Source organism: Ralstonia insidiosa (assembly GCF_008801405.1).
GTDB lineage: Bacteria > Pseudomonadota > Gammaproteobacteria > Burkholderiales > Burkholderiaceae > Ralstonia > Ralstonia insidiosa.
Window position 1 is genome coordinate 1,225,646 of record NZ_VZPV01000001.1, and the last position, 26,434, is coordinate 1,252,079.

Genomic DNA, 26,434 nt, shown 5'->3' on the forward strand with positions numbered 1-26,434 from the left:
GGCTACCGTCGCGGCAGTTTCACCGTCGCGATCAAGCCGCCCGCCGGATCGTTGTGCAGTTCAAGCGATCCGTTGTGTCGCTTGACGATGTCGCTCGCGATGGCGAGTCCGAGGCCCGTGCCGCCGGTGTCCTTGTTGCGCGAGCTCTCAAGCCGGTAGAACGGTTCAAGCACGCGTGCCAACAGCGCCTCGGGGATGCCTGGGCCACGGTCGGCCACATCAATGCAGATGAACGAGGGTCCGTCGGTCAGGCGAATATGCGCTTCCTCACCGTACCGGATGGCGTTGGTCACCAGATTCGTCAGGCATCGCTTCAAACCAAGCGGTTGCGCCATCACCGCGCGTATCTCGCCGCTGATGGTGACGCGCTGCCCGCGTTCGGCGGCATCTTCCGCTATCGCGTCCACCAGCGCGTTGATATCGACCGGGCTGGAGGCTTCAACGACTTCCGCATTCCGCAAGAACGACAACGTGGCGTCCAGCAACTGCGTCATCTCGTCGATGTCGCTCTGCAGCCGGTCATTCAACTCCCAGTCTTCCAGCGTGCGAAGGCGTAGCCGCATGCGTGTCAATGGCGTGCGCAAATCATGCGAGACGGCGGCTAGGAATCGGTTCCGCTCACTCATCTGCCGCCGTATGGCCGCTTGCATCGAGTTGAAAACCTGGGCCGCCTGTCGCGCTTCGATGGGGCCGGCTTCGCGGATGGGCGGTGCGTCGATGTTGTTCGCCAATTCGGCAGCCCCATGGGCCAACGAACGAAAGGGTGCCGCGAGCATGCGTGCGCCGATCCAGGCCGAGATCAATAGCGGCACCAACTGGATCAGCACGGCCAGAAATACCTGTAACGGAACGCTCATGCCCGGAGGCGGCTTGAACGCCGCATCGCTGTAGAGCCGCCACACGGCGAGACTGGCACCGACCTGAGTCATCAGCACCATCGTCAGCATCACGAACAGCAAACGATAGAACGCGGAATCAAATGATGGCTTGTGCATAGGTGGCCTGCGGTACGTCGAATACGGATACAAGTAAGCGTAGCGGGATTATCGCGCTCGACTGTATCGACTTTGTTTGTATTCCATTTCAACGTTGAAACAATGCATGCGTGAAGCGCTTTCACGCCTCCGCTTGTTTCAAGGCCGATACAAAGTACACACGAAACAGAAATGCCATGCACTTACCGTTGCCGATGAGTTGCGAAGTGGAGCAGTGCTTTGAACACCGCTATCAGAAAGCGGAAAACTCGGAGGAGACGACAGTGAAAATGAACAATCGAAGGACACGTAGAGCGGATGCAACCGCGTCGTTGTTTCGCCAGCGTGGACGATACATAACGTGGTTTGCTGGACCGGTACTTGGTTTGGCTTCTCTGTACACGCAGGCACAAACGGTGAAGCCTTCACAAGAGACGGTGCAGGTTGCGGCGCCCGATGCCGCGTCGGATACGACATCCGGAGTGAAGCCCGCAAGCGCACCGACCCCAGCGGATAAGCCTGCACCAGCAGCGGAGACTTCCGTGTCGCAGGGTAAGGAGGGCGCCACCCTCAACACGGTGGTGGTGACCGCAACGCGCCGCCGGGAGCCCGCACGTGAAGTGCCGATGCAGATCAACGTGGTCTCGGCTGAAGAGCTGCAGAAAGGTGGCGCGAAGACGATGTCCGACTTCCTGTCTTCGGAACCCGGTGTGGATCTGAACACGGCAGGCGGCGCCGGCTCCGGGCAGATCAGCATGCGCGGCGTGACGACAGGCGAGCAGACCGGGCCGACCGTTGGCGTGTATGTCGATGACGTGGCATTTGGCGGGAGCACGGTGTTCTCCCAGGGCGCGACGTTCGCGCTCGACATGAGCCTGCTGGACCTCAACCACATCGAGATTCTGCGGGGCCCGCAAGGAACACTGTACGGTGCGGGCGCGATGGGCGGTCTGCTCAAGTACGTGACCAACGAGCCGGATTCCAGCGAGTTCTCGGGCCAGGCGTCTGCAGGCCTTTCCGTGACAAAGCACGGCGGCGTGAACAACTCTGCCAACGCCGTGTTGAACCTTCCGCTGAAGACCGATGTTGCGGCGGCACGGATCTCGATGTTCAGCCAGCACGACGCAGGCTATGTCAATGCCGTGGGACCACAGGCGGGTTCACGTGTTGACCGCAGCGATACCTACGGCGCGCGCGCGTCGTTCCTGCTGACGCCCACGAGTGAGTTGACGCTGCGCTTGACCGCGTTGACGCAGAACATCAACCGCAATGCACCGAACTACGTTGCCTATGGCAAAAATGGGCAACCTGTGGACGGCGATCTGACAACGCGGCTCTTTGCGACAGAGCCCTTTCATCAGAACGTCCAACTCTATTCCGCCGGGGTTGAGTACGAGTTCGGCTGGGCTCGCGCGAATTCGATCACGTCATACCAGTCGATGCGCTCTGACGCACCGCAAGACCTGTCGGTGGTGTATGTCCCGCTGCTCAACGGCCTGGGGCTCAATGTGAACTCCGTTGTCGCCAAGAACGTGGCGACGACGAACAAGTTCACACAGGAGTTTCGCCTGACTTCGCCCGGCAACCGGACGCTGGAATGGCTTGCCGGTGTGTTCTACACGCGCGAGCGCAGTGACGCGAGCCAAGGGCTCATCACGACGTTGTCCGACGGCACCATTGGCCCGAACCTGACTGCGCTTGAAGCCCCGAGCACCTACAGCGAGTACGCGGCCTATGGCGATCTGACCTATCACCTGACTTCGCGTCTGTCGTTGACGGGTGGCTTGCGTGTCGCCCACAACACGCAGGAGTACCAGCAGACCATGTTTGGCGCGCTGGCAGGGCCGACGCAGACCATCACCGCACCCTCGTCGGATACCAGCAAGACGTACATGCTTACGGCGAGCTATGCGCTGACGAAGGACAGCAACGTCTATCTGCGTGCGGCCAGCGGGTATCGCCCAGGTGGGCCGAATGCGCTGCTGGTCGACCCCGTCACGGGGTTGCCTTCGTCCGGGAATCCCACGTTCCGCCCCGATACGCTGTGGACCTATGAGGCTGGCTACAAGGCCGATCTGTTGGACAAGCGCATGTCGGTCGCGGCAACGGTGTACGACATCCAGTGGAAGAACATCCAGCAGTTCGGCGCGGTCAATGGCGTCAACCAGGTGCTCAATGCCGGCGATGCAAGGATCAGAGGGTTGGAGCTCTCAAGCGCGTTTCGCCCGAATCGCCACTGGAACCTCGGGCTGAGCGTGTCGCTCATCGACGCAAAACTGACCACGGGCAATGCCAGCACGGGCACCAATTCGGGTGATCCGCTTCCGAACTCTGCCCGGGTTGCCGCCACGCTATCGGCCAGCTACCTCTTCGCGGTGAATGGGTATCCCGCCTACGCAGGGGTCAGCCAGCGGTTTGTCGGCAGTCGCCACGCAGGCTTTGGTAGCAATACAGGTCGCCCGGACTATCCCCTGCCGGGCTATGCCATGACGGATCTGCAGGCGGGGCTCGACTTCAAGAAGTTCAGCCTCGCGTTCTACGTCCGCAACCTGTTTGACCGTCGTGCCTTGCTTGCGGCGGGTACGTCGCTGGTTCCGATGGGTGGCCCCGCGCTGGTCAGCGTGGCACAGCCTCGCACGATCGGCGCAACGCTGACGGTTCCCTTCTAACTCACATTGCTGCTTGGCATGACATACGATCGATTGGATATCAGGAAGCAACTCGACGCGTTGCTGGAGCCGTACAACAAGGCGGACCAGCCGGGCCTCGTGGTCGGCGTTGCGTTGCGCGGGGATGCGCTGTACCGGCGCGGCTTCGGGCTGGCCAGTATTGAGCACGGCACCATCAACACGCCCGCAACGCGCATGCGGATCGGCTCGACGAGCAAGCACTTCACGTGCCTCGCCGCACTGCTCCTGGCAGAGGAGGGCAAGCTGGATGTTGACGCGGGCATCCGTACGTACATTCCGGAGCTACCGTTCCTCGCCGGCAATCCCACGCTCCGTCAGTTGATGACCCACACGGGTGGTTACCGCTGTTACCTGGACCTATGGGTGTTGACGCAGGGCGTGGTGACCATGCCTCGGGGCGCGGCGTTGGCGGCCGAGGTTCGCCAACGCGACGTCAACTTCCGCCCCGGAGAGCGGATGATCTACTGCAACGGCGGCTACCACCTCCTGTCGCTCGCCATTGAGCGCGTCAGCGGCATGCCGTTCGAGAGCTTCCTGTCGGAACGCATCTTCCGTGTGATGGGCATGGTCGATACCGAGGCCGTTGCCGACGATATGCAGATTCGGCCCCGCATGGCCACCCAGCATGTACCGGACGGAAAGGGTGGCTTTATTCGCGGCCTGTTCCCTTCGTGGGAAGTGCGTGGTGAAGGCGGTATCGTGTCCACCATCGATGACATGCTCCGTTGGACGGCCCATCTGCGCGCGCCTGACAAGCTTGGCACCCAAGACATGTGGCGGCAGATGCTGACCAAACCGCGCTATTCCAGCGGGGCCGAGGGCGTGTACGCGCTTGGGCTGATGCGCACCCCGCATCGCAATGTTGAACTGCTGCACCACGCCGGCGGCGTGTTCGGCGGCTCATGCCAGATGTTGACCGTGGCGGCGCATGCGCTCGATGTGGTGATTCTTACCAACGGCGTGCCGGTGGACCCGATTGCACTGGCAACGCAAATCGTCGACGTTGTCCTGGGCGACGAGGTACTCGGTGCACCGCGCGCCGCGCCACTGATCACTCATGGCCATGAAGCGCTGCTGGGCCGATACTTCTCGCGTGCCGATCGCGCGTACTGTGAGGTTGTCGATCGGGATGGGCACCTTGCCGCCGTGATCCACAACCAGAAGCACCTGGCGTTACCGCTGATCGAGACGCCAGAGGGCTTGCACATTGAGGACGGTACTGGTGGCGCGTTGATGATCCGATCCGTCGAAACGTCGGCTGGCCGCGTGACGGCGATCGAACTCATGGATTGCGGCCACGCATCGGTGCTGGCCAGGCTGCCAGATGAGGCACCGCCCCTCTCCGATGCCTTCGCCGGTATGGAGGGCGCTTACTTCAGCGGTGATGCCGCAGGCCATGCCGGGCTGACGCTTTCGAACGGCGCCATGTCGATGCGGCTTGAGGGCACGATGGGTGGCGTCAACTACCGGCTTGTCCCCGTCAGCGAAGACGTCTTCATGTTCGAGCCGGCAGATGCGCAAGGCTTCTCCACCGGCGTGCTGACCGCCGATCGTGTCAATGGACGTGTTTCGCGTTTCTGGCTGGATACCGCGCGCACGCGCAACCTCACGTTCTCGCGGGAGATTTGAGAACGGGCGGAGCGGCAGCCGTGCCGCTTCGTTTTTCCGGGGTTAGCTGTCTTCTCTTAGATGCAGGGGTCGGGGTATCGGGCCCAACTGCCAACTGCCCGCGTGAACGCGATGCGCCGGCTCCGTTGGGTATCGATGCGGAAGCCCGTCGTCATCGGCTGGGATGGGCCGTGCGATAGCGTCACGATGCCGTCAATGAAACCCAGGGGAGCAATGGGGGCCATGCCAAAGACGTTCTCTGCGATGGGTGTCAGTCGGTAATCACAACCGCCAGCCGAGCCTTGCATACGAAGCATCAGCGCATTGCGGTCAGCCGGATCGGGTTCGATGGTTGCGCGCGCGTTGGCATCGTGGCTCTCATAGATGCCGCACACAGCAGCGGCGAGGTCAGCGGTCATCAGCGGTGGTTCTGCGAGGCGTTGGAATGTCTCGGCATGGCCGCAATGGGCGATCCGCAGATGATCGAGGTCATCGGGCGCGTTGCGTGTTCCCCAATGCACGGAGAAGGCGCCGTCAGAGCCAGCTTCGATGGCGACATCGTTGGTGGGGCTCCCTTCAATCGGATAGAGCGGCAGGGGCTTCCCCGCGCAGAGCCAGCCACCCAGTGTCAATGCACCGTCGCGGTCCTCCAGCGCATACACTGCGTCGCTATCCAACGAGCGATAGCAACCCAGCCGTGCCGCATGCGCCGACGCACGCACCGGTATCGGTGGCCCGTCGCCGCTCAGTACATCGGCGAGCACGATGTCGACGATGCGATGGGCAAGGTCGATTGGGGCATCGAGCGCGCCGTTGCTGAGGAGCACCACATCCAGCCCGTGTGTGGCGCAGAACACCATGTGGCTGGTGCCCCCGATAACACCGCCCGAATGATGGGTGAGCTCGACGCCGCGATAGTTGGTTTGCTTGAGGCCCAGGGCGTAGTGGCTGCGCTGTCCGCTGGAGAACACGGGCATCTCCAGCATCTGCGCCCACGTTGCGTCGGTGCCGATGGTCTTGTCGCCATGCATGTGTGCGGTCCATCGCAGCATGTCATCGACCGTCGAAACAATGCTGCCTTCACCCAGGATCTCTCTTGAGGGAAAGATGCCACGCAGGTACCCGTCGTTGCCGTCGGGCAGATGAAAACTGGCGATACCCGGCACAACCGTCATATCGCTGTCGATGGAAGCGGTCTGGTGCATACCCATCGGGGTAAAGATCCGCGCTTGCAGGAACGCGTCAAACGGCATGCCGCTGGCACGTTCAATGGCGAGCGAGAGCAAGTGATAGCCGCCGTTCGAATACATCATGCGCTCGCCGGGGCGGAAATTCTCATCGCGTTGCCGGATCTGTGCAGCAAGCGTTGCGCCACGCGGCGGGATGGCCAAGCCTTGCGTCAACAAGGCCAGATCGAGCGCACAGCGTTGCCCACCGCGATGTGACATCAGCTGACGCAGCGTTGGCGCACTGCCAGCGCGCGATAGCTCAGGAACATAGGTTCCGATGCCGGCGTCCGCATCAAGAAGACCGTCCTCGCAGAGCAGCAGTACCGCCAGGCAAGTGAAGTGTTTGCTGACAGAGCCGATACGCAGGCGCGTGGCGGTGGTCAGCGCTCGTGCATGCTCCAGACTCGCCATGCCGAATGCCTTCCGGTAGAGCCGTTCACCATGCTGTGCGATGCCGACCACCACGCCCGGACCATCGCTGCACGCGTAGGGGCGAAACAGCGCCGACAGCGCTTCGTGCATGCGGTTTTCTGAGGTGCTTGTCATGGGGTTGTATCGTCGTCAACGCGAGTGAACAGCAAGTTGCGCGTGCGCCAGGTGTCAAGCCGGAAAGACGTTGTGCTGCCACTGCCGTCGCGTGAGAGGCGCATGGCTCCATACGCCATGCTGCTGGGGTCGTGCGGCGTGAAGGCAAGCATGTCGTTCGACTTTGGGTCGAGACGGTAGTGCGCCGCGCCGTGTTTGCCTTGGACATGCATCGCCAGTGCATCGCCTGCTTGCGTGATGACGGCAAGCGCGTCGGCATCCGGGCTGACGTAGCGTCCGACCAATCCGTTGGCGGCATCGGCTGCATGGGGCGCCGTATTGGCGAGGCGGTCCAGCGTCTGGCTTTGCCCGCACTGCGTCATGTCGAGATGCGATCCGTCGCTGTGGAGTTTCAGGTAAAGCGCGCCCTCCGGGCCTTCATCCAGCGCCAACGTTCTCGGCCTGTCTGGCACCGTTTTGAGCGGCAAGGGGTGAATGACGAGATTGTGGTGAATGAGATGCAGCGCGCCATCGCGGTCAACAATCTCGCAATAGGCGCCGGTTTCGTGTGAGTAGTACGTCCCCAACCACGCGGGATACTCAACAGACGTTGCCGGGCGGCATTCCACTGGCGAGAGATGCGCCTCCAGCACGATGTCGATCACACGCTTGGACAACGCGATCGGATTGATCGTGTCTGCATTCGTCATGATCACGATGTCGAGGCCATGCTCAGGCACCGTCAACATCTGGCATGCACCGCCGATCGAGCCACCGGAGTGGTGCAGCATCGGGACGCCGCGATAGGTTGTCTGCATCAGGCCGAGCGAGTAAATGCCGACCTCCCCGCTATTGAAACGGACAGGGGTGAGCATTTCATGCCAGGTGGCAGCGCAACCAATGCCTTTCTTGCCGCGCAGGTGTGCGATCCAGTGCAGCATGTCATCCACAGTCGAAACGATGGCGCCCTCACCCAGGCAACGCCATCCAGGCAGTAGCCCGCGTTCCCAGCCGCCGGTGGCACCCCTTACATGCAGCGTCGCCATGCCAGGCAGAATCTGCAGGTCGTGGGGCGCCGCAATGGTGTTGATCATGCCCATCGGGCCGAAGAGGTGTTCTGCCAGGAACGCCTCGAACGACATGCCACTGATGCGTTCAATCACGAGCGACAGCATCTGGTAGCCGCCGTTGGTGTACATGGCGCGCTCGCCTGCGGGGAAGTTGCCCTCGGACTGGCGCGCCTGCATGGCCAGTGGCGCACCGATGGGCACCATGCTCAATCCTTGTGTGAGCATGAAGAGGTCAAGGAAGCACCGCTCTCCGCCGGAATGATTCATGAGCTGGCGAAGCGTGGGATCGTTGTCCCGTGCGGGAAGCTCAGAGAGGTAGCGGCGCGCCGGCGCGTCAATGTCGAGCTTGCCGGCTTCCACAAGCAGCATGGCGGCCAGGCAAGCGAAATGCTTGGTGACAGACCCGATGCGCATGCGTGTGCATGGCGTATTGGCGACGTTGTGCTCCAAGCTGGCCATGCCAAAGCCACGGCGATAGCGCAACGCATCACCGTAGGCAATGCCCACGACGAGGCCCGGTGCGTCACTACGCTGATACGGCGCAAAGAGGGCGTCGAGCTTTGCGGCAAGTGAAGAGGCAATGTGCTGCATGGCGGGCGTTATGGGAGCACAGCGTTATCGACGGCGGATCCCCAGGCAGCGTCCGGATACAGCAAAAGCCCGTCCGTGTAGTGGGCGCCAACAGGACGATCCTTGGCGAGGAACAGCGGGCCATCGAGGTCAATGCGGTCGCACAGCTGCCCAAGCAGGAAGGCGGGTGCGATCGCCAATGACGTCCCCGGCATGCAGCCAACCATGACGGAGAGGCCTGCAGCCCGTGCGCTGCTGGCGAGTTCAAGCGCGCGCGTAAGTCCGCCGCACTTGTCGAGCTTGATGTTGACGATGTCGTACCGACGAGCGACGCTGGGCAGGTCCTGCACATCCTGGAACGACTCATCGGCGGCCAGGGGAATCGGGTAGTCCAGCATGTCGAGACAGGTGTCAGCGCCGATGGCGAACGGCTGTTCCAGCATGTCGATGCCGACTTGCTGCAACACCGGAAGCATCGTATCGAGGTGCACGCGCGACCAGCCCTGGTTGGCATCGACGGAGAGCGGGACGTCAGGTCTGGACTCACGAATCGACAACAGGCGGCTGGCATCGCGCACGCTGCCATCGAGCTTGATCTTGAGCGCACGGGCCTGGCCCAGGCTACGCGCCTTGCTTGCCATCGCCTGTGGGGTATCGACGCCGATCGTCATCGTGGTGAGCAGCGGGCGCGGTGGCGGAAGCTGCGCAATGCGCCAGACCGGCAAGGCTTCACGCTTCGATTCCAATGCCCAAAGCGCGGCGTCCACCGCATTGCGCGCACCGCCCGACGGCAGTAGCGCCAGCAACTGCGCACGGGTGATGCCGCGTTCGATGGAGGGGCGTACGGCTTCGATTTGCGCCACGATCGATTCGGGCGTCTCGCCAAGATAGAAGACGCCAGCCGCCTCACCCACGCCTTCATGGTGTTCGTCAGCGATCGTCACGACGACCACTTGTGCCGTGTCGATGAGATAACCGGTGATCTGGAAAGGCGCAGCCAGCGGCCAGCGCTCGATCTGAGTCGAGAGAGAGCAGGATGTCATGGGGTTCGGGGGACGGTGGGGCGGTGCGCTATGCGTAGCGCTCGATGGCGTCACGCACGCCTTTGCCGGCCGCGCGCATCAGCACGCACGCGGAAAGGAAGCCAACAAGGGCGACGCCAATGATCGTCAGCAGGAGACCGTGGTTGACCGCATGCAGGTGGTCCGACATCACGCCGATGAATACCGGGCTACCCGCCTGAACGACGATGGTTGTCAGCACGCCGATGGCGGCCACGCGCGAGCGCAGATGTGCTGGGCAGATGCTTTGCATGATCGCGGGAAACAGCACCATGCCGGCGACAACGCAAGTGAACTGCAGACCAAAGAGGCCGTAGACGAATGTCACCGAACCGGCGGTCAGGTAGAGGAGGGAAACAACACCCGCGGCCAGCGCGCCCCACTCACACACACGCATCGGGGCCAAAACGCCGAAACGAGGCCCGATGCGGCGAGCGATCAGCCAGCCCAGGATGCAGCCCACGATGCTGCCGATGCTGGCCGCGGCCCCCAATCCACCACCCGCCGCGGCTGGGGCCGCGCCAAAGTTCCGCACGGCAACGATGGGCATCCAGGCGGTGATGCCGGCGAACGCCATGTTGACCAACGCAATCGCGCCGAAGAATTTCGCCATCATGGTCCATTCGCGCCGGAAGTAGACACGCGCGGTCAGGGGCGACGTAGCGACTTGCCCGGCGGCGTGCTGATGCCTGCTGGGGTCGCCGTGCTTGGGGCGGATCATGGCGACCAGAATGACCAGAAGCGGCGCAGGGATGGCAACGGCAAAGAACGCCAGACGCCAGGGCGAGAAGCTGGCCAGCGCACTGGGTAGCGTGCCGTGCATCGTCGTGACGCCTTGCAGTAGCGCGCCTCCCAAGGCCATGCCCGCGCCGGCGCCCAGCAGATTGACCAGCGCGAACACCGAGTTGGCGAGCACGCGCTGTCGTGCGGGAAACAGGTCGGGAATCATGCCGTAGATGATGGGCATCAATCCGGCTTCTCCGATACCCAATCCGATCGAGGCGATGAAGAGTTGCCAGAAGCCAGTGGTGAGCCCGCAGGTGGCAGTCGCTGCGCTCCAGACCAAGATGCACACCGCCAGCACGAGGCGGCGGTCGACGCGGTCGGCCACCCACCCAATCGGCAGCGCCGCCGCGCCCGCAAAGAGCGCGATGCCGGCGCCCTGCAGCAGGCCGATCTGCAGGTCCGAGAGACCGAAATCCTGCCGGATGGGTTCGGTAAGGAGGACCAGGATCTGCCGGTCGATATTGGCAAAGAACGCGACGATCACGAGTACCGCGAGGCCGAACCAGGCAAGCGCGCCAGCGGACGCTTCCCTTGGCGGGGAGATCCCCATGGCGGGGGAAGGTAAGTCGAGTTTCGAGTCGAACATGGCGGAGCCGACAAGTGAGGAGGGTGCGAGAAGGTGACCGGGGGCCGAGTGACCGCGCAGCGCCGCTTACGGCATGTACTGCTCGTTGCCGACCAGCCCGATGCGCTTCACACCCAGCCGCTGGGCGGACGCCATAACCATGGCAACGGCCCGATACGGCGCCGCCTTGTCCGGACGCAGATGCAGCTCAGTTGGTGCGGGGTCCGCGCTGACTGCCTCAAGCCGGCTTTCCAGTTGCGCGCGGGTGGCCACCGGTTCGCCATTCCAGGCGAGCGAGCCATCGGGTGCGACGTCGATCTGCACGATGGTCGGCGTTGTCTGCTGGGGCTGCGCCGGCGCGTCGGTCGGCATGTCCAGCTTTACCGCATGCGTTTGGATGGGGATCGTGAGGATGAGCATGATGAGCAGCACGAGCATCACGTCGATCAGCGGGGTGGTGTTGATCTCGACCATGACCTCGGCCTCATCGCCGTTGCCGCCATGCATCGTCATTGCCATGACGGGCCTCCTTGTGGTGTGAATGGGTGACTGGTTATTGGCGCGGCGGTGCTTCGGTAATGAAATCCACCTTCGCGATACCGGCGCGTTGACAGGCGAGCACGACACGCCCGATGGCCGCGTAACGTGCATCCAGGTCGCCACGGATGTGCACTTCCGGCTGCGGTGTTTGCACAGCCACCGTTTTGAGCCGATCGACAAGCGCTTGGGTGTCCGGCACACGGCCTTCATTCCAGAACACATCGCCGTCTTTCGTGACCGCGAGGATCACGTTCTGGGGTGTGGTTTGCAGCGGGTGCACGGCTTCTTTGGGAAGCGTGACCGGCACGGTGTGCGAGACCACCGGAATGGTGATCAGGAAGATGATCAGCAGCACCAGCATCACGTCCACCAACGGCGTCGTGTTGATGGTGGACATCACCTCATCGTGCTCGTCACTGCTGCCGGTTCCGACGGACATGGCCATGGCTCACCCCACGCGCGCGATGGCCATGGACCGCGTGGCGGCGGCAGCGGCAGCCGTGGTCTTGCCCGTGAAGAGAACGGTGTGCAGTTCGGCGGAGAAGCCGCGTACGCGCTCCATTACCGCCTTGTTGCGCCGGACCAGCCAGTTGTAGCCGAGCACAGCCGGCACAGCCACGGCCAGGCCGATGGCGGTCATGATCAAGGCTTCGCCCACCGGGCCGGCCACTTTGTCGATCGACGCCTGGCCGGCAATGCCGATGGCCGTGAGCGCGTGATAGATGCCCCACACCGTCCCGAACAGCCCCACGAATGGCGCGGTTGACCCGACGGTACCCAGGAAGGAGAGGCCGTCCTGCAGGCGACTGGAAACGGTGTTGGTTGCGCGCTCAACGGCGGTGGTGACCCACGTATCCAGGTTGATCTGCTCCAGCATCGCGCCATCGTGGTGATCCCATGCAGAGAGGCCGGCCTGTGCAATGAAGCGGAAGGGGCAGTCCTCGTTGAGCGCGCGTGCGCCCTCTGCAAGTGTGGGCGCAGTCCAGAAGACCTCTTCGGCAGCTTTTGCACGGCGGAGCACGCGCGCCTGTTCAAGCAGCTTCGCGACGATGATGTACCAGCTGCCCATCGACATCACGATGAGGATCAGCAGCGTGCCGCGGGCAATCAGATCGCCACCTTTCCAAAGCGCTTCGAGGCCGTATGGATTCGTGACCGCATCGGTGGCGGCATGCGCTGCGCTGGTTGCCAGCGTCAGAGCGATGGCGGCAGCAGCTGGGTAGAAGCGTTTGAACATATTTGTCTCCTGGAACGTGTTGGAACAACGTGATGGCATCGGCTGTCGGTTGCAGCCTCAATCGAGCTTGAAAGAGAAAGGCACCTGCACGCGCACCTCCTGGCCTTGCGCGATGCAGTGGAACTGCCGCACGGCGTTCTCAGCCGCGCGATCCAACACAGGTGCGGCGGATGTCGTGACACGCAGGTCTTTCACGTTGCCGTCGGTACCGACCGTGAACGCCACGACAACGTCGCCCGTGAGGCTGTCTTTGATCGCTTCACGCGGGTAGCGGATGCCCGCGCGCACCTGCGTCGAGTTCGGACACACAACGCCCACGCTTGCGGCAACGGGCGCGGGTGCCGCCGCCGGTGCTGGAGGTGCGACTGGTGCAGACGGCGTTGGTGCGGCCGACTGCGCGGTGATGGTGTTTTGCGACGGTGGTATAGCGGTATGGACTTCCGGCGGCGGCACAAACGGCGGTGGTGCAACGTGCTTCGGCCGCGGCGGGGGCTCCGCCAGCTTTTTGGGGGGCGGTGGAGGCGGGGGCGGAGGCTTGACCTCTTCAATCAGACGCGTTTCGATCGGCGTCGTGATGATCTTCACGACGTTGGTCGCGATACCGCTCAGCAGCGCGTACAGGATCACCACATGCAATGCGATCACGAATGCGATGCCGGCCATTCGACGAGCGTGCGGTTTGGGTTGGGCGTAGTTCATATGCCACGTGTCTCCTGCCTTGATAGGTCTTGTTGAGGAGCACGTTAAAGCCTGGGCATTTCCACTTCATCTCGACTTTGTATCGAGGTTGATACGAAGCTGGATGCACGGGAGGTAGCGCCCGAGCGGGGCGCGATGGCGCGTGTGAAGCGCGCATCCCGCTGCGCTACCGGCGTGACCGGAATCTTGCGGGGCGCTTGGCCGTGGACGTATGTGCAACAGCACCCAGATCGATTATTTCAAGCTTGAAATAATCCGTACAAAAAAGCCCTTATATTGGCGGCTCATAATTCCATGGGCGCGAGGGCGGCACGCAGCTGCTACGACACCGGAAAGGGGGGAGACACCGTGACCAAATCGATTCATGTTCTCGCGGTCGACGACGACGCGCAGATCAGGGGCTTGCTGTGTGATTGCCTGGCCGATTTCGGCATGGTCACCACGCAAGCCGCCAACGGTGCCGATATGCATCGTGCGCTTGCAGACGGCACCGCCGATATTGTCGTGCTGGATCTGATGTTACCGGATGGCGATGGGCTCGATCTGTGTCGCGAAATTCGCGCGAAGTCGGATATCCCGATCATCATCCTGACGGCGCGCGGTGAGATGACAGACAGAATCGTAGGGCTCGAACTGGGCGCAGACGACTACGTCGTCAAGCCGTTTGAGCCCCGTGAGCTGGTGGCGCGCATCCAGACCATCCTGCGCCGCGCGCGCGCCCAATTGCATGCGCATGCCGATACCCAGGAAGAGTGCCGGTTCGCAAACTGGCGTCTGAACCTCATTGGCCGCCATTTGATCGCGGTCGACAATACGGTCATCCCGCTGTCGAACGCCGAGTTCCGCCTCCTCAATGCGTTCCTTGCCGCCCCGGGGCGCGTACTCAGCCGCGAATACCTGATGGATGCCGCGCGCGGCAAGTCAACCGATGCATTTGATCGCAGCATCGACGTGCAGATCTCGCGCTTGCGTCACAAGCTGAGAGAAGACATCAAGGAACCCAAACTGATTCGCACGATTCGCGGCGAAGGCTACATGCTCGATGCCAAGCAGCATTGAGTGTGGCTGATTCCGTTGGCATTGTCATTCGTGGTCCGGTGCAGGGTCGGTGATCCATTGCACGACAGCCGCCAGCTCAATGATGGAGCAGCGGATAGACGGCTAGGCCGATCAAGGCTGCACCGGCAACGATGACTGGCTCCGACAGCTTCTTGAACTTGAGCAGCAACGCCACTGTGACCAGCGCCAGCAGCGCGGTCGGCACGTCAACGATGGAGCGCTTGGCTAGCACGATCACTGCACCGGTGATGGCGCCCACGGCTGCTGCGGTCACGCCATCCACGAATGCCAGGATGGCCGGCAGCTTGCCGTATTTCTTAAAGTACGGTGCCGGCAGGATGGTGAACAGGTAGCACGGCAGAAACGTGCCAGCCGCTGCTACGCAGGCACCCGGCAAGCCCGCGATGAGATAGCCGATAAAGCCAACGGTGATCACGACCGGCCCGGGTGTGATCATGGCCACGGCCACTGCATCGACGAACTGCTTCTCGCTGAGCCAGTGGTGCTCGGTGACGACGCCGCCATACAGAAATGGCACGATGGCCAACCCCGAGCCGAACACGAAAGCGCCAGCTTTGGCGAAGAACACACCTATCTGGGACAGCAGCGGCCAGTCGATCATGCTCAGCATGCCGCTGCCTGCGGCGATGGGTGTCGCGGCAAACGCGTTCACCTTGCCCTGGCGTATCCACTTGGGCGGCGCGCGCCAAAACCAAACGAGTACGCCGCCTGCAAGGAACAGCCAAGCCACCTCCGACTCGGTGGCGACTGTCACCGCCGCCAGAACCAGATAGATGAGCCACAGTAGCTTGTCCTTGCCGACGCTCTTTGTCGTGAGTTTGTAGGCGCTGATAGCGATGATGCCAATCGCCGCCGCGCCGACACCGTAGAACACCGACTGCATCCACGCTAGCCCGCCAAAGCGCACGTAGGCCCAACCCAACGCCACAACCATCAGGAACGACGGAATCACGAAGGCGATGCCAACCAGGGTCGCCCCGAGAATGCGGTAGTGAACGTAGCCCAAGTAGATAGCCAACTGTGCGGCCAGCGGCCCGGGCGCGAGCTGCGCCAATGCGAGGCCCTCTTTGTAGTCGGCCTCCGTAATCCATTGGCGCGCTTCCACCAGATCACGGCGCATGTAGCCAGCCAGCGCAACGGGACCGCCAAAACCAAAGGTGCCGAGTCGAAGGAAGTACAGCACCAGTTGCCGGAGCGCGTACCTTGGGCGCTCATGGATGGATGGCGGCATTGGTGCAATGGTGCGGGGCGCGTTTGTCATCGTTTTTTGGGGGGCTAGCTTGGTTTGCGGCTGCCCGAGAAGTGGGCATATAGGGAGTCCAGAACGACGCTGAATTCCATCAGAAGGACATCGTCATTGGCCAACCGCTTGCGAGCGCCGGCCAGGATGGCCTCGAATCCACTGGCTTCGGGGGCGGTGGTTCCGCCCACATCAAGCGCGTGCACCACGGCACCAATGCGGGCAAGCCCTGCGTTGTCGTCCAGACCGAAGCTCGCGAGCAGCACCTCGAACGACACCTTGTCGCCAACGTGGGTGAAGGTCGCACCGTCAAAGTCGAAGCCTAGTGCGTCGGCGGGGCAATCGGTTGGGCTTTCCAACCAAAGGAAGCGCGCATGCGGATCGATGAAACGCTGGATCAGCCAGGCGCTGGCGACACGGTCCACCCAGAGGTGTTGGCGCGTGGCCCACACACGCCCTTGATGCTGCGTAGGGTCGCATCGCGCGATGCTGCCGGCCGCCGCGCGTGGCTCACCGGTCGACTGCATCGCCTCAATCGCGCCCGCAAAATCGCGCCACTGCGCTTGTGCGCGGATGGAGGCTTCATTGGAGAAGAAGTCGATCCTGTGAATGGCCTCGTATGCGCGGGCGTGCCTGCGACGCAGTCGATTGAGGTCGGCCGCTGCCAAGTCAGGCAGCATTTTGCGGGCCTCGGCCAGTTCAGCGAGCCAATCTGCGTAGTCTGATGTGCGATCGAACAGTGCCTGGTAGGCGGCTGTCTCGTCGGGCCCTTGAGCTTGGACGCGCAGAACCCAGGCTTGCCCGTTCTCCTGCACGGCTTCGTCCGCAAGTGCATTGAGCTGGGAAGCCTGCTCCGTATGCGCGGGCAGCAGGTAGGCCCCGTCGCGCAGGGCGGCACAGCCAAGCGCTTTGACGGCGCGCCACACTCGCATGCGCACGGTCGCGCTGGAGGTCGGCAAGCTGACGATTAGCAACAGCCAAGAGTCCGGAAGACGTGTCATGACAGCAGAATAGATAGGTGTACGAGTCGCAGCAATGCTGTAGATATCGCTACATATCAGCCGTCGAAATCTACTCAAGCGATGGCGCTTTCATTTATTCCATATTTCCAGTAAATTGGAAATATGGAAGAAGACATCGCCATCCGTTCCCTGGCCGCCCTCGCGCACAACCTGCGCCTGCGGGTGTTCCGCATGCTCGTGGTCGCGGGGCCTGCGGGCCTGACGCCCGGTGCCATTGCCGAGCAGCTCGATGTGCCGGGCGCCACGCTGTCGTTCCATCTGAAGGAGTTGATGCATGCGCAACTCGTGACGCAGGAGCGTGATGGCCGGAACCTCATCTATCGCGCCGAATTTGCTCACATGAGCGCGCTGCTTGGCTTTCTGAGTGAGAACTGCTGCAAGGGCGAGCCATGTCTCGATGTCAGTTCCACGGCCTGTCAGTGTTGAGGCCTGTGTACCAATGACCACCAACGTATTGTTTCTCTGCACCCACAACTCCGCGCGCAGCGTGCTGAGCGAGGGCATGCTCAACCACTGGGCGCAGGTGCTCAACAAGGATGTCCGCGCCTACAGCGCAGGCAGTGCGCCGAGCGGCCGTATCAACCCGTTCGCGCTGGAAGCGCTCGCCAATGCGGGCATGGACACCAAGGGTTACCACAGCAAAAGCTGGGATGCGTTCGTGGCAGACGGTGCGCCACAGATGCGCGTCGTCATTACCGTGTGCGACAGCGCGGCTGCCGAGCCATGCCCGTACTGGCTAGGCAGCCCGGTCAAGGTGCACTGGGGTTATGCAGACCCATCCAACGCACCGGGCGGTGACGCAGGCAAGCGCCACGCCTTCGAGATGACGCGCCAAGCCATCGGCTACCGCGTGCTGCAACTGCTGATGTTGCCGCTCGACACGCTGAGCAACACCGAGCTGCAGGCCAACCTCGAGCGCATCTCGCAACGCTGAGCGCCATGGCTGACCTGCGAACCCGCCTTCTTGCCGAAGCATTGGGAACGGCATTGCTGCTGGCCATCGTGATCGGCTCGGGCATCATGGCCGAGCGGCTGGCGGGCGGGAACGCGGCGATTGCGTTGCTGGCCAACACGGCTGCCACGGTGGGCGGCCTGTATGTGTTGATCGAGGTGTTCGGCCCGACCAGCGGCGCGCATTTCAACCCGGCAGTCAGCGCGGTGATGGTGGCGCAGGGTGAGTTGCCCTGGGCTGACCTGATGCCCTACGTGATCGCGCAACTCGTTGGCGCCGTGCTGGGCGCATGGCTGGCGCACGCGATGTTCGACCTGTCGCTCATCCAGTTCTCGACCAAGCTGCGCAGCGGACTCGGCCAATGGATTGCCGAAGCTGTGGCGACAGCTGGTTTGCTGCTGGTCATCCTGCGCACGCCGCAGGGTAAGGCGTCTGCCATGGTGGCTGCCTACATCGGCGCGGCTTACTGGTTCACGGCTTCCACGTCGTTCGCCAATCCGGCGGCGGCGTTCGGGCGCATGTTCAGCAACAGCTTTGCTGGCATCGCGCCGTCGAGCGTGTCCGGCTTCATCGCCGCCGAGTGCGTTGGAGCCGCACTCGGGCTTTTGCTGCATCGTTTGCTCGGGCCCCGGCTATCGCAGTGTGGCGATGCAAATGGAGTCGAGCCTTCGGGCGGGCAGTAGTTGAAGCGCCTTGAGCGCTGCCAACATTGGCGACCTCCCCGTTCAGGTAAGCGACGCTTTTCCGCTATGGGCAGGAAACAGCAGTTGGGAGGAGGCTGCGCTGGAGCCTCCTTGTTCACCCGAGTGCCGTCGGTGGACACTCGGGTTCGACGCGCTGAATGGCACGTGCAAATGTGATTTATTTGCCATAAAAATAATCTTTCGCCAGGTCGGTCAACCATCGCGGGCTCGCTTCGCAGAGGGCGCCGCCTCTCACCCGTCGCTCAGCTTCCGTCACGTCGCATACGCTAAGCTATTGAAGCAAAAGGGATTCTTCACGGAAGGACTGTATGCGAACGCGATGGCGTTCAGCGTTGAGTGAACAAAGTTCAGAGTTGAGTGAATCTCGACAACTCGACAGGTCGACATTTCCATTCTTGAAATCGTAATACCCCGTCCCTATAATTAGCACTCGCCGGGCAGGAGTGCTAACAACGCCTCCGACCCCCGATGCTTTCCCGATGCGCCGCGTCTTGCGGCGTGTTTTGTGAATAAACACTCACTTTGCATTGAGGAGTTGTGTATGAACCTGCGTCCTTTGCACGACCGCGTGATCGTGAAGCGCCTGGACAACGAAACCAAGACCGCTTCGGGCATCGTCATCCCTGACGCCGCTGCTGAAAAGCCGGATCAAGGTGAAGTCCTGGCCGTTGGCCCGGGCAAGAAAGACGACAAGGGCAATGCGATCGCGCTGGACGTGAAGGTCGGCGACCGCGTGCTGTTCGGCAAGTACGCCGGCCAGAGCGTCAAGGTGGATGGTCAGGAAGTCCTGGTCATGCGCGAAGAAGACATCATGGCCGTGGTGCAAAAGTAAGCACGCGCTCGTTCATAACGTTCGCAACGCTTACCTGTAACCCAATCCTCATTGCCGGCGCAGCCTATTGAGCTTGCGCGGGCAACATCCAAAGATCTCGGAGATTCTCAAGATGGCAGCTAAAGACGTAGTGTTCGGCGACGCCGCACGTGCCAAGATGGTCGAAGGCGTGAACATTCTCGCCAACGCAGTGAAGGTGACCCTGGGCCCGAAGGGCCGCAACGTGGTGCTGGAGCGCAGCTTCGGTGGCCCGACCGTGACCAAGGACGGTGTGTCGGTCGCCAAGGAAATCGAGCTGAAGGACAAGCTGCAGAACATGGGCGCGCAAATGGTCAAGGAAGTGGCTTCCAAGACCAGCGACAACGCCGGTGACGGCACCACCACCGCAACGGTGCTGGCCCAGTCGATCGTGCGCGAAGGCATGAAGTACGTTGCCGCCGGCATGAACCCGATGGACCTGAAGCGCGGCATCGACAAGGCTGTGACGGCCGCTGTTGAAGAGCTGAAGAAGATCAGCAAGCCGACGACCACCAGCAAGGAAATCGCTCAAGTTGGCGCCATCTCGGCCAACAGCGACGAATCCATCGGCCAGCGCATTGCTGAAGCCATGGACAAGGTCGGCAAGGAAGGCGTGATCACCGTGGAAGACGGCAAGTCGCTGGCCGATGAGCTGGACGTCGTGGAAGGCATGCAGTTCGACCGCGGCTACCTGTCGCCGTACTTCATCAACAACCCGGAAAAGCAAGTTGTCCAGCTGGACAACCCGTTCGTGCTGCTGTTCGACAAGAAGATCAGCAACATCCGCGACCTGCTGCCGGTGCTGGAGCAAGTGGCCAAGGCTGGCCGTCCGCTGCTGATCATCGCTGAAGACGTCGAAGGCGAAGCCCTGGCAACGCTGGTGGTGAACAACATCCGCGGCATCCTGAAGACGGCTGCTGTGAAGGCGCCGGGCTTCGGCGACCGCCGCAAGGCCATGCTGGAAGACATCGCCATCCTGACGGGCGGCCAAGTCATCGCTGAAGAAGTCGGCCTGACGCTGGAAAAGGCAACCCTGAACGACCTGGGCCAAGCCAAGCGCGTTGAAATCGGCAAGGAAAACACCACGATCATCGATGGCGCAGGCGATGCCCACAACATCGAAGCGCGCGTGAAGCAAGTGCGTGCCCAGATCGAAGAAGCGACCTCGGACTACGACCGTGAAAAGCTGCAAGAGCGCGTGGCCAAGCTGGCCGGCGGTGTTGCCGTGATCAAGGTTGGCGCTGCCACCGAAGTCGAAATGAAGGAAAAGAAGGCCCGCGTGGAAGATGCACTGCACGCAACGCGCGCTGCTGTGGAAGAAGGCATCGTGGCTGGCGGCGGTGTTGCACTGCTGCGTGCCCGTGCACTGATCTCCGGCCTGAAGGGTGCCAACGCTGACCAAGACGCCGGCATCAAGATCGTGCTGCGCGCCATGGAAGAGCCGCTGCGCCAGATCGTCACCAACGCTGGCGACGAGGCTTCGGTTGTGGTGTCGAAGGTGATCGAAGGAAGCGGCAACTACGGCTACAACGCCGCCACCGGCGAGTACGGTGACCTGGTGGAAATGGGCGTGCTGGACCCGACCAAGGTGACCCGCACCGCGCTGCAGAACGCCGCTTCGGTCGCTTCGCTGATGCTGACGACGGATTGCGCCGTTGCAGAACTGCCGAAGGACGATGCAGCTCCGGCAATGCCGGGCGGCATGGGTGGCATGGGCGGCATGGACGGCATGATGTAATTTGCCCGTCTGGCAACCTGGCCCGGCCGCTGGTTCTTCCGGCGGCTGTTCCAAACAAAAAACCCCGTGGGTGCGAGCCTGCGGGGTTTTTTGTTTGCATTAGAAACTGTGCCGCATTCCTGTGAAGCTCGGTAAGGCGTGAAAGCAGCCGCTGATTGGCCAGGCACGTGCGTTCTCGATTTCACCATGTTTCGGGCTTGAAACAACGCTCCATATGCATGGCGCTTTCCTCACTCGTTTGGCCGATATCCGCTAATGGGGTGTGTGCTAAAACATCCTCAGGCGGCAGCGTTTGTTCGTTCCGTTCACATCTTGGCGAGCGGTGATAGAGCGCAACTGTGCCGGCACAAATACGTGGCGATGGTGCTATCCATCGACCCGAAAAGAAGAATCAAGAGCAAGTGGGGGCGGTATGAAGACCATCCATCAAGCCGGGGCGGCGGCTGTGGAGTTTGCACTCGTCGTGCTCATCTTCTTGGCGCTTGTGCTTGGGACGGTTCAGTTCGGCTGGTTGCTCTATAGCTATGTCGTACTGACCACAGCTGCCTCTACGGGAGCGCATGTTCTCGCCTCGCAGCGCGGCTATAGCGCGCCCTATACCAACACCAAGAACGCGATTCTGGCTGCTGCTGCGCCGATTGCGTCAGCCACGGCGCTGGCAAGCAACATGACGATCAGCATGACGGTTGGCGGAACATCGTGCCAAAGCGATGCGCTCTGCTCCGCCGCCCTAGGGACGGGGAGCCAGGCGCCGACTGCCGGGACGCAGGCCAGCGTTTCTATCAGCTATCCGTTTGTTCCGATGGCGGGTGGGGCGCTGGTAGTACGTGCCTCTCTTTTGCCGACCGCATTGCAAACCAGCATGTCCGAACTGGTGCAGTAGCTGCATGGCGCCAGTCGACGCAATCAGCAAGCAGGCTGGGGCGGCTGTTGTGCCTCAACGCTGAGCACAATTGAGTACGGGGGCGATGATGCGCAGTGTGCTGAGAATCGACCGGAAGCACCGAGGTACCGCGACAGTGGAGTTTGCGTTGCTATCGCCGTTTCTTCTCCTGCTGGCACTGGGTGTGGCCGAGTTCGGTTGGTTGATTATTAACTCCGTCATGGTGACCAATGTCGCCGCGTCGGGGGCCCGCTTCTTTGCCGGTCAGAGGGGTACCACCACACCGTATTCCGATACCAACACGCAGATCAAGGCGTCGGCATCGAGTCTCAAGTCATCCAACCTGAGTTACGCCACCTCCGTGGGCAACACATCTTGCAGCACGGACGCAACCTGCGCGCTTGACCTGAACAACGCTGTGAAAAACGGGGCGGTGACCAGTGCGACGGTCACCGTCACCTACAGCCCTTACAAACCGCTGCTCGCGGGGGCTTTTCCTGGCGTGTCCAATTTACTGCCGCAGTCGCTTAGCGCCACCGCCGTAGAGCGCGTTCAGTGAGCGCGCCACTTTTGTGAGGAGCCATGTGCCATGAATCGACTCTCTGAAAGGACGGGCGCAATGAAGCGGCAACGTGGCGCAGTCGGCGTCATGGCGGCGTTCTCCATCATTCTGCTGCTCGGCGTCGTCGGTCTCGCGGTCGATGCCGGGTATCTCTTCTACTGCCAAAAGCGCTTGCAGACAGCCACAGATGCGGCTGCCCTGGCGGGTGCCGTTGACTTGTGGACCAACTCGTTTGCCACAGCGCAAGCCAACGCCAAGGCGTACACAGCCGGTCAAGGGAACAATTCGATGCCGCCAGGCGTGACGGTTTCGGCGGCCACCATCACCGGTTTGCAGTTGACCAATGCGCAGCTGCCGGCATCGGGAGCCGTGTCGAAGTACAACGCTATCCAGGTTGCTCAGCAAGCGACGGTGCCGCTGACGTTTGCAAGCGTGTTCGGGTTCAAGTCCATCCAGGTTGCCGCCAGTTCGAAGGCGGCTGCGGGCGGGGCCGGTGGCCCTGCCAAGTACAACGTCATGATCATCCTCGACACCACAGGCTCGATGAACACCACCGATTCGAATTGCCCAGGGCCGAAGAAGCAATCACTGTCACGCCTTCAATGCGCGCAGCAGGCCGCGATGACATTGCTTACCAATCTGACGAATGCTGGTGACAACGTCGGCTTGATGGTGTTTCCGCCCGTGGCCGGCAGCAGCAAGGAAACGGATTTTTCATGCGGCGCTTCACAGCAATCGATCGCAAGCAGCTATTCAGCGGTTGCTACCGGTGTGGTGACGAGCGGTGCCACATACCAAGTATCGGGTTTGGCTTCCGGGTTTCTTAAGAACGGTGCCGCAAATACGGGATCCAGCATCGTTCAGGCGCTCGGCGGCGGCAGTTGTGGCGGCATCCAGGCCATTGGTGGGCTGGGTACGTTCTACGCTCAAGCCATTGCTTCGGCGCAGGCGGCATTGTTGAACATGTCGCAAGGACAGAACCCACCTGGGCAAAACGTGATCGTCCTGCTCAGCGATGGCGATGCGTCGTCATCCCAGGGCCAGCTTGGTAACACGTACAAGAGCACCTACGGGCAGGAATGCAAAGCGGCCGTCAGCGCGGCCAGTACTGTGCAGAAGACGGGAACACTGATCTACACGGTTGCCTACATTGGCGGAGGCTCGACTTCGTCAAGCTGCAGCGATGGCAATAGCGATCTGACGCCGTGCAGCACCATGCAGCAGATCGCCACGGGGCCGTCGTACTTCTTCTCAGACACCTGCCCGAATGCAGCGGGAGGGGCAGTCAACAACCTGAACGCGGCATTCAGTGCCATTTCATACTCACTCACGAAGCCGCGCCTGGTCCCGCCCAACGCTACGTAGGCGTGGCTTGATTTGTCTTCCGGCAATCCCGTCGGCGCGTTGCAGCGCGTCGGCGGGATTCGCATCACGATCACGCTCGCTGTTCGGCTGACCCTGGCGAATGGGGCGAACCTCCCTTTCTGGTTTGTTAACGCACCGTTAACGTTGCATTGCGGCGGGCTTCGATACAATCGGCCCACCCGCGAGCCTCTGTTTCTGAGCGGGCACGACAACAACACAGGGAAGGGAAAACAGATGAACGACATCGCACGCGAGCCTGTCCTGGGCGGCGCCCCCGCTCCAGCTGCCCCGCAACCCTTGCGGATGCGCTTTATCGGCAGCGGCTCGGAATACTTCCGTATCTGGATCGTCAACCTGCTGCTGACCATCGTCACGCTGGGTATCTACTCGGCCTGGGCGAAGGTGCGCACGATGCAGTACTTCTACCGCAACACGCAGTTGGCCGGATCGAGCTTCGACTATCACGGCAGTCCGACCGCCATTCTCAAGGGCCGCGCGATCATCTTCGTGCTGGCGCTGGCGTTCAATCTGCTGAGCCATTCGTCGCCGGCGCTGTCGCTGGTGTTCCTGGCACTGCTGGCCGGGGCGTTTCCGTGGTTGCTGGTGCGCTCGTTGCGCTTCCGCATGGCCAACTCCAGCTATCGCGGTCTGCGCTTTGCCTTCACGGGTAAGGATGCAGAAGGCTACATGGTGTTTCTGGTCTGGCCGATCCTGAGTGTCTTCACCGCGTACCTGCTGGCGCCGCTGGCGCACCAGCGCTTCAAGCGCTATCAGCATCGCAACACGCGCTTCGGCACCACGCCGTTCGATTTCTCGGGCACGCCGGGCAACTTCTATGGCGTGTATCTGCGCACGTTCGGGCTGGCGGTGCTGGCCCTCGTGGTAGCGGTTGCGGTGATCGCAGTGCTGGGCGTGTCGATCGGCAAGGCGGAAAGCAGCGCCGGCCGCGCCATCGCCATCGCCATTGCGGTGGTGCTGATGTACGTGGCGATGCTGTTCCTGGCACCGTACTTCATGTCGCGTTTGCAGAACGTGGTGTGGAACCACACCACGCTGGGCCCGCATCGCTTCCAAAGCCAGGTGGCGGCCGGCAAGCTGTTCTGGATCTACGTGTCGAACGCGGTGCTGATCGCCATCACCATCGGCCTGTTCACACCGTTTGCTCGCGTGCGTACGCTGCGCTACAAGATCGACTCGATGACGCTGTTTGCATCCGGCTCGCTCGACACGTTCGTGGCGGGCGAGACCACCAAGGTGGGCGCCCTGGGCGACGCCGCGGTGGATTGGTACGACATCGACATTGCGCTGTAAGCACGCCGGAAGGTCACGTTCATGATTCTCGCCACCTACTTCGACGGTCGAACTTCGCGCGCGCAGCCCGTGCGTCTTGCCGTCGAGGCGGGCGAGGCGGCGCTGTTCGACACCGACGGCACGCTGTTGCGCCGGGCCGCACTGCCGACGCTGCGTGTGTCGGAGCGCGTCAAGCATGCGCCGCGCCTGATCACGTTTGAAGACGGTGCCTTCTGCGAGATTGCTGACCCAGCAGAGCAGGCGGCGCTCAACACGTTGCTGCAGCGTACCGGCCACCAGGAGGGTCTGGTGGTGCGCGCACAGAACAGTTGGAAGCTCGCCTTGGGCGCGCTGATCGTGACGGTACTGGTGCTGGTGATCGGGTATCGCTACGGCTTGCCGTGGGGCGCCAAAGTGGTGGCAAACATGGTGCCGCAACGCGTGGAGTTGCAGCTCGGGCGCGGTACGCTGCGCGCGCTGGACGAGCGTTGGCTCAAGCCCAGCAAGCTGCCGGAGGCGCAGCAGGCGCGCATTCGTGCACGCTTTGCGGCCCTGCGTGCACCCAAGGCCACGCACACCTACAACATCGTCTTTCGGGACGCGGGCTCGCTGGGTGCCAACGCCTTTGCGCTGCCAGGCGGCGACATCATCGTGACCGATGCACTGGTCAAGCTGGTGGGCGAGGGCGATGGCCTCACGGGTGTGCTGGCGCACGAGGCGGGGCACGTCGAATACCGCCACGGGCTGCGCCAGCTGATTCAATCGTCTGCCATTGGGGCGACGGCAGCGCTGCTCTTTGGTGACGTGTCGACCATTCTGTCGGGCGTGCCGGCGGCGATGCTCACGCTGCGCTATTCGCGTGACTACGAGCGCGATGCAGACCACTATGCTGCGCTGCTGCTCCAGGACAACGGCCTGTCTGTCGGCGCGTTTGCGGACGTGCTGCAGGCGCTGGAAGACACGCACGGCGGCACGCGCAAGGCTGGCGGTGTGAAGAAGTCCGACACAGCCAGTGATGACGATGCCTCTGCGTTTTTCTCATCGCATCCGCTCACGCGTGAACGGATCGACACGCTGCGCCGTTTTGATCGTACGCACGGCGCCAGCGGCGCCGACGCTGACTGAAGCAAGCCACCGACGACTTCTCCCTGCTCGTCATCCATTTGACCGATTTCTTCGGGCCATTCCGGCGCC

24 protein-coding genes are annotated in these 26,434 nt (G+C 62.2%); 13 read left to right on the forward strand and 11 right to left on the reverse strand.

Annotated elements, in window-relative coordinates:
- Positions 1 to 2: 2 nt before the first annotated feature.
- Positions 3 to 995: an ATP-binding protein gene (locus F7R11_RS05920; RefSeq protein ID WP_064801890.1), complete on the reverse strand. Its 993-nt coding sequence runs from the start codon at positions 993 to 995 to the stop codon at positions 3 to 5.
- Between the two features lie 521 nt (positions 996 to 1,516).
- On the opposite strand from F7R11_RS05920, the gene F7R11_RS05925 reads away from it, so the two are divergent.
- Positions 1,517 to 3,643 (forward strand): TonB-dependent receptor, encoded by a 2,127-nt coding sequence (locus tag F7R11_RS05925; protein WP_231973156.1) that lies wholly within the window; start codon positions 1,517 to 1,519, stop codon positions 3,641 to 3,643.
- 18 nt (positions 3,644 to 3,661) lie between these two features.
- Positions 3,662 to 5,293, forward strand: coding sequence for a serine hydrolase domain-containing protein (locus tag F7R11_RS05930; RefSeq protein ID WP_064801894.1), 1,632 nt, complete (start codon positions 3,662 to 3,664; stop codon positions 5,291 to 5,293).
- A gap of 56 nt (positions 5,294 to 5,349) precedes the next feature.
- Here the strand turns inward: F7R11_RS05930 and F7R11_RS05935 are convergent, their stop codons facing one another.
- From F7R11_RS05935 to F7R11_RS05970, 8 genes are all read right to left on the reverse strand, one after another.
- Positions 5,350 to 7,047, reverse strand: a complete 1,698-nt coding sequence (locus F7R11_RS05935) for a serine hydrolase domain-containing protein (RefSeq protein ID WP_064801897.1) — start codon at positions 7,045 to 7,047, stop codon at positions 5,350 to 5,352.
- Entirely contained in the window at positions 7,044 to 8,687 is a 1,644-nt protein-coding gene (locus tag F7R11_RS05940; RefSeq protein WP_064801899.1) for a serine hydrolase domain-containing protein, read from the reverse strand. Before F7R11_RS05940 ends, F7R11_RS05935 begins: the two co-directional genes overlap by 4 nt.
- 8 nt (positions 8,688 to 8,695) lie before the next feature.
- On the reverse strand, positions 8,696 to 9,709 hold the full coding sequence (locus tag F7R11_RS05945) for a dipeptide epimerase (protein ID WP_064801901.1): 1,014 nt from the start codon (positions 9,707 to 9,709) through the stop codon (positions 8,696 to 8,698).
- Between the two features lie 28 nt (positions 9,710 to 9,737).
- Positions 9,738 to 11,099 (reverse strand): MFS transporter, encoded by a 1,362-nt coding sequence (locus F7R11_RS05950; protein WP_064801903.1) that lies wholly within the window; start codon positions 11,097 to 11,099, stop codon positions 9,738 to 9,740.
- A gap of 66 nt (positions 11,100 to 11,165) precedes the next feature.
- Complete coding sequence (locus F7R11_RS05955) at positions 11,166 to 11,597, reverse strand: ExbD/TolR family protein (RefSeq protein ID WP_064801906.1); 432 nt, start codon at positions 11,595 to 11,597, stop codon at positions 11,166 to 11,168.
- Positions 11,598 to 11,631: 34 nt separating this feature from the next.
- Entirely contained in the window at positions 11,632 to 12,063 is a 432-nt protein-coding gene (locus tag F7R11_RS05960) for an ExbD/TolR family protein (protein ID WP_064801908.1), read from the reverse strand.
- Positions 12,064 to 12,066: 3 nt separating this feature from the next.
- Entirely contained in the window at positions 12,067 to 12,855 is a 789-nt protein-coding gene (locus F7R11_RS27415) for a MotA/TolQ/ExbB proton channel family protein (RefSeq protein ID WP_064801910.1), read from the reverse strand.
- Positions 12,856 to 12,912: 57 nt separating this feature from the next.
- A complete protein-coding gene (locus F7R11_RS05970) occupies positions 12,913 to 13,554 on the reverse strand; it encodes an energy transducer TonB (protein WP_104577542.1) in 642 nt (213 codons plus the stop codon).
- A 294-nt stretch (positions 13,555 to 13,848) separates the two neighbouring features.
- Here F7R11_RS05970 and F7R11_RS05975 point away from each other — a divergent pair, with 294 nt between their 5' ends.
- A complete protein-coding gene (locus tag F7R11_RS05975) occupies positions 13,849 to 14,613 on the forward strand; it encodes a response regulator (RefSeq protein WP_082932775.1) in 765 nt (254 codons plus the stop codon).
- 76 nt (positions 14,614 to 14,689) lie between these two features.
- Here the strand turns inward: F7R11_RS05975 and F7R11_RS05980 are convergent, their stop codons facing one another.
- Positions 14,690 to 15,865, reverse strand: a complete 1,176-nt coding sequence (locus F7R11_RS05980) for a chromate transporter (protein ID WP_064801914.1) — start codon at positions 15,863 to 15,865, stop codon at positions 14,690 to 14,692.
- A 44-nt stretch (positions 15,866 to 15,909) separates the two neighbouring features.
- Entirely contained in the window at positions 15,910 to 16,875 is a 966-nt protein-coding gene (locus tag F7R11_RS05985; protein WP_064801916.1) for a chromate resistance protein ChrB domain-containing protein, read from the reverse strand.
- A 123-nt stretch (positions 16,876 to 16,998) separates the two neighbouring features.
- On the opposite strand from F7R11_RS05985, the gene F7R11_RS05990 reads away from it, so the two are divergent.
- The 10 genes from F7R11_RS05990 (at position 16,999) to F7R11_RS06035 (ending at position 26,365) form a co-directional block, all read left to right on the forward strand.
- Positions 16,999 to 17,322 carry an ArsR/SmtB family transcription factor gene (locus F7R11_RS05990; protein ID WP_021196701.1) on the forward strand — a complete coding sequence of 108 codons (324 nt, stop codon included), beginning with the start codon at positions 16,999 to 17,001 and terminating at the stop codon, positions 17,320 to 17,322.
- Between the two features lie 13 nt (positions 17,323 to 17,335).
- The gene (locus tag F7R11_RS05995; RefSeq protein ID WP_064801919.1) at positions 17,336 to 17,830 is read left to right on the forward strand and encodes an arsenate reductase ArsC; all 495 of its coding nucleotides are present in this window, start codon (positions 17,336 to 17,338) and stop codon (positions 17,828 to 17,830) included.
- A gap of 5 nt (positions 17,831 to 17,835) precedes the next feature.
- Positions 17,836 to 18,531, forward strand: a complete 696-nt coding sequence (locus tag F7R11_RS06000) for an aquaporin (RefSeq protein ID WP_064801921.1) — start codon at positions 17,836 to 17,838, stop codon at positions 18,529 to 18,531.
- Positions 18,532 to 19,093: 562 nt separating this feature from the next.
- The gene (gene groES / locus F7R11_RS06005; protein WP_021196716.1) at positions 19,094 to 19,384 is read left to right on the forward strand and encodes a co-chaperone GroES; all 291 of its coding nucleotides are present in this window, start codon (positions 19,094 to 19,096) and stop codon (positions 19,382 to 19,384) included.
- A gap of 112 nt (positions 19,385 to 19,496) precedes the next feature.
- Positions 19,497 to 21,140, forward strand: coding sequence for a chaperonin GroEL (groL, locus tag F7R11_RS06010; protein WP_021196717.1), 1,644 nt, complete (start codon positions 19,497 to 19,499; stop codon positions 21,138 to 21,140).
- Positions 21,141 to 21,552: 412 nt separating this feature from the next.
- Entirely contained in the window at positions 21,553 to 22,023 is a 471-nt protein-coding gene (locus tag F7R11_RS06015) for a TadE/TadG family type IV pilus assembly protein (RefSeq protein WP_021196718.1), read from the forward strand.
- 97 nt (positions 22,024 to 22,120) lie between these two features.
- On the forward strand, positions 22,121 to 22,582 hold the full coding sequence (locus F7R11_RS06020; RefSeq protein ID WP_167317167.1) for a TadE/TadG family type IV pilus assembly protein: 462 nt from the start codon (positions 22,121 to 22,123) through the stop codon (positions 22,580 to 22,582).
- Between the two features lie 60 nt (positions 22,583 to 22,642).
- Positions 22,643 to 23,950, forward strand: a complete 1,308-nt coding sequence (locus F7R11_RS06025; RefSeq protein ID WP_064801928.1) for a vWA domain-containing protein — start codon at positions 22,643 to 22,645, stop codon at positions 23,948 to 23,950.
- A 234-nt stretch (positions 23,951 to 24,184) separates the two neighbouring features.
- Positions 24,185 to 25,261, forward strand: a complete 1,077-nt coding sequence (locus F7R11_RS06030) for a YjgN family protein (RefSeq protein WP_064801930.1) — start codon at positions 24,185 to 24,187, stop codon at positions 25,259 to 25,261.
- Between the two features lie 21 nt (positions 25,262 to 25,282).
- Positions 25,283 to 26,365 (forward strand): M48 family metallopeptidase, encoded by a 1,083-nt coding sequence (locus F7R11_RS06035; RefSeq protein ID WP_064801933.1) that lies wholly within the window; start codon positions 25,283 to 25,285, stop codon positions 26,363 to 26,365.
- Positions 26,366 to 26,434 lie beyond the last annotated feature (69 nt).

Coding starts and splice junctions, on each gene's coding strand:
- F7R11_RS05920 (WP_064801890.1), bottom strand. CDS start 995: ATGCACAAGCCATCATTTGATTCCGCGTTCTATCGTTTGCTGTTCGTG.
- F7R11_RS05930 (WP_064801894.1), top strand. CDS start 3,662: ATGACATACGATCGATTGGATATCAGGAAGCAACTCGACGCGTTGCTG.
- F7R11_RS05935 (WP_064801897.1), bottom strand. CDS start 7,047: ATGACAAGCACCTCAGAAAACCGCATGCACGAAGCGCTGTCGGCGCTG.
- F7R11_RS05940 (WP_064801899.1), bottom strand. CDS start 8,687: ATGCAGCACATTGCCTCTTCACTTGCCGCAAAGCTCGACGCCCTCTTT.
- F7R11_RS05945 (WP_064801901.1), bottom strand. CDS start 9,709: ATGACATCCTGCTCTCTCTCGACTCAGATCGAGCGCTGGCCGCTGGCT.
- F7R11_RS05950 (WP_064801903.1), bottom strand. CDS start 11,099: ATGTTCGACTCGAAACTCGACTTACCTTCCCCCGCCATGGGGATCTCC.
- F7R11_RS05955 (WP_064801906.1), bottom strand. CDS start 11,597: ATGGCAATGACGATGCATGGCGGCAACGGCGATGAGGCCGAGGTCATG.
- F7R11_RS05960 (WP_064801908.1), bottom strand. CDS start 12,063: ATGGCCATGTCCGTCGGAACCGGCAGCAGTGACGAGCACGATGAGGTG.
- F7R11_RS27415 (WP_064801910.1), bottom strand. CDS start 12,855: ATGTTCAAACGCTTCTACCCAGCTGCTGCCGCCATCGCTCTGACGCTG.
- F7R11_RS05970 (WP_104577542.1), bottom strand. CDS start 13,554: ATGAACTACGCCCAACCCAAACCGCACGCTCGTCGAATGGCCGGCATC.
- F7R11_RS05975 (WP_082932775.1), top strand. CDS start 13,849: ATGGGCGCGAGGGCGGCACGCAGCTGCTACGACACCGGAAAGGGGGGA.
- F7R11_RS05980 (WP_064801914.1), bottom strand. CDS start 15,865: ATGCCGCCATCCATCCATGAGCGCCCAAGGTACGCGCTCCGGCAACTG.
- F7R11_RS05985 (WP_064801916.1), bottom strand. CDS start 16,875: ATGACACGTCTTCCGGACTCTTGGCTGTTGCTAATCGTCAGCTTGCCG.
- F7R11_RS05990 (WP_021196701.1), top strand. CDS start 16,999: ATGGAAGAAGACATCGCCATCCGTTCCCTGGCCGCCCTCGCGCACAAC.
- F7R11_RS05995 (WP_064801919.1), top strand. CDS start 17,336: ATGACCACCAACGTATTGTTTCTCTGCACCCACAACTCCGCGCGCAGC.
- F7R11_RS06000 (WP_064801921.1), top strand. CDS start 17,836: ATGGCTGACCTGCGAACCCGCCTTCTTGCCGAAGCATTGGGAACGGCA.
- groES (WP_021196716.1), top strand. CDS start 19,094: ATGAACCTGCGTCCTTTGCACGACCGCGTGATCGTGAAGCGCCTGGAC.
- groL (WP_021196717.1), top strand. CDS start 19,497: ATGGCAGCTAAAGACGTAGTGTTCGGCGACGCCGCACGTGCCAAGATG.
- F7R11_RS06015 (WP_021196718.1), top strand. CDS start 21,553: ATGAAGACCATCCATCAAGCCGGGGCGGCGGCTGTGGAGTTTGCACTC.
- F7R11_RS06025 (WP_064801928.1), top strand. CDS start 22,643: ATGAAGCGGCAACGTGGCGCAGTCGGCGTCATGGCGGCGTTCTCCATC.
- F7R11_RS06030 (WP_064801930.1), top strand. CDS start 24,185: ATGAACGACATCGCACGCGAGCCTGTCCTGGGCGGCGCCCCCGCTCCA.
- F7R11_RS06035 (WP_064801933.1), top strand. CDS start 25,283: ATGATTCTCGCCACCTACTTCGACGGTCGAACTTCGCGCGCGCAGCCC.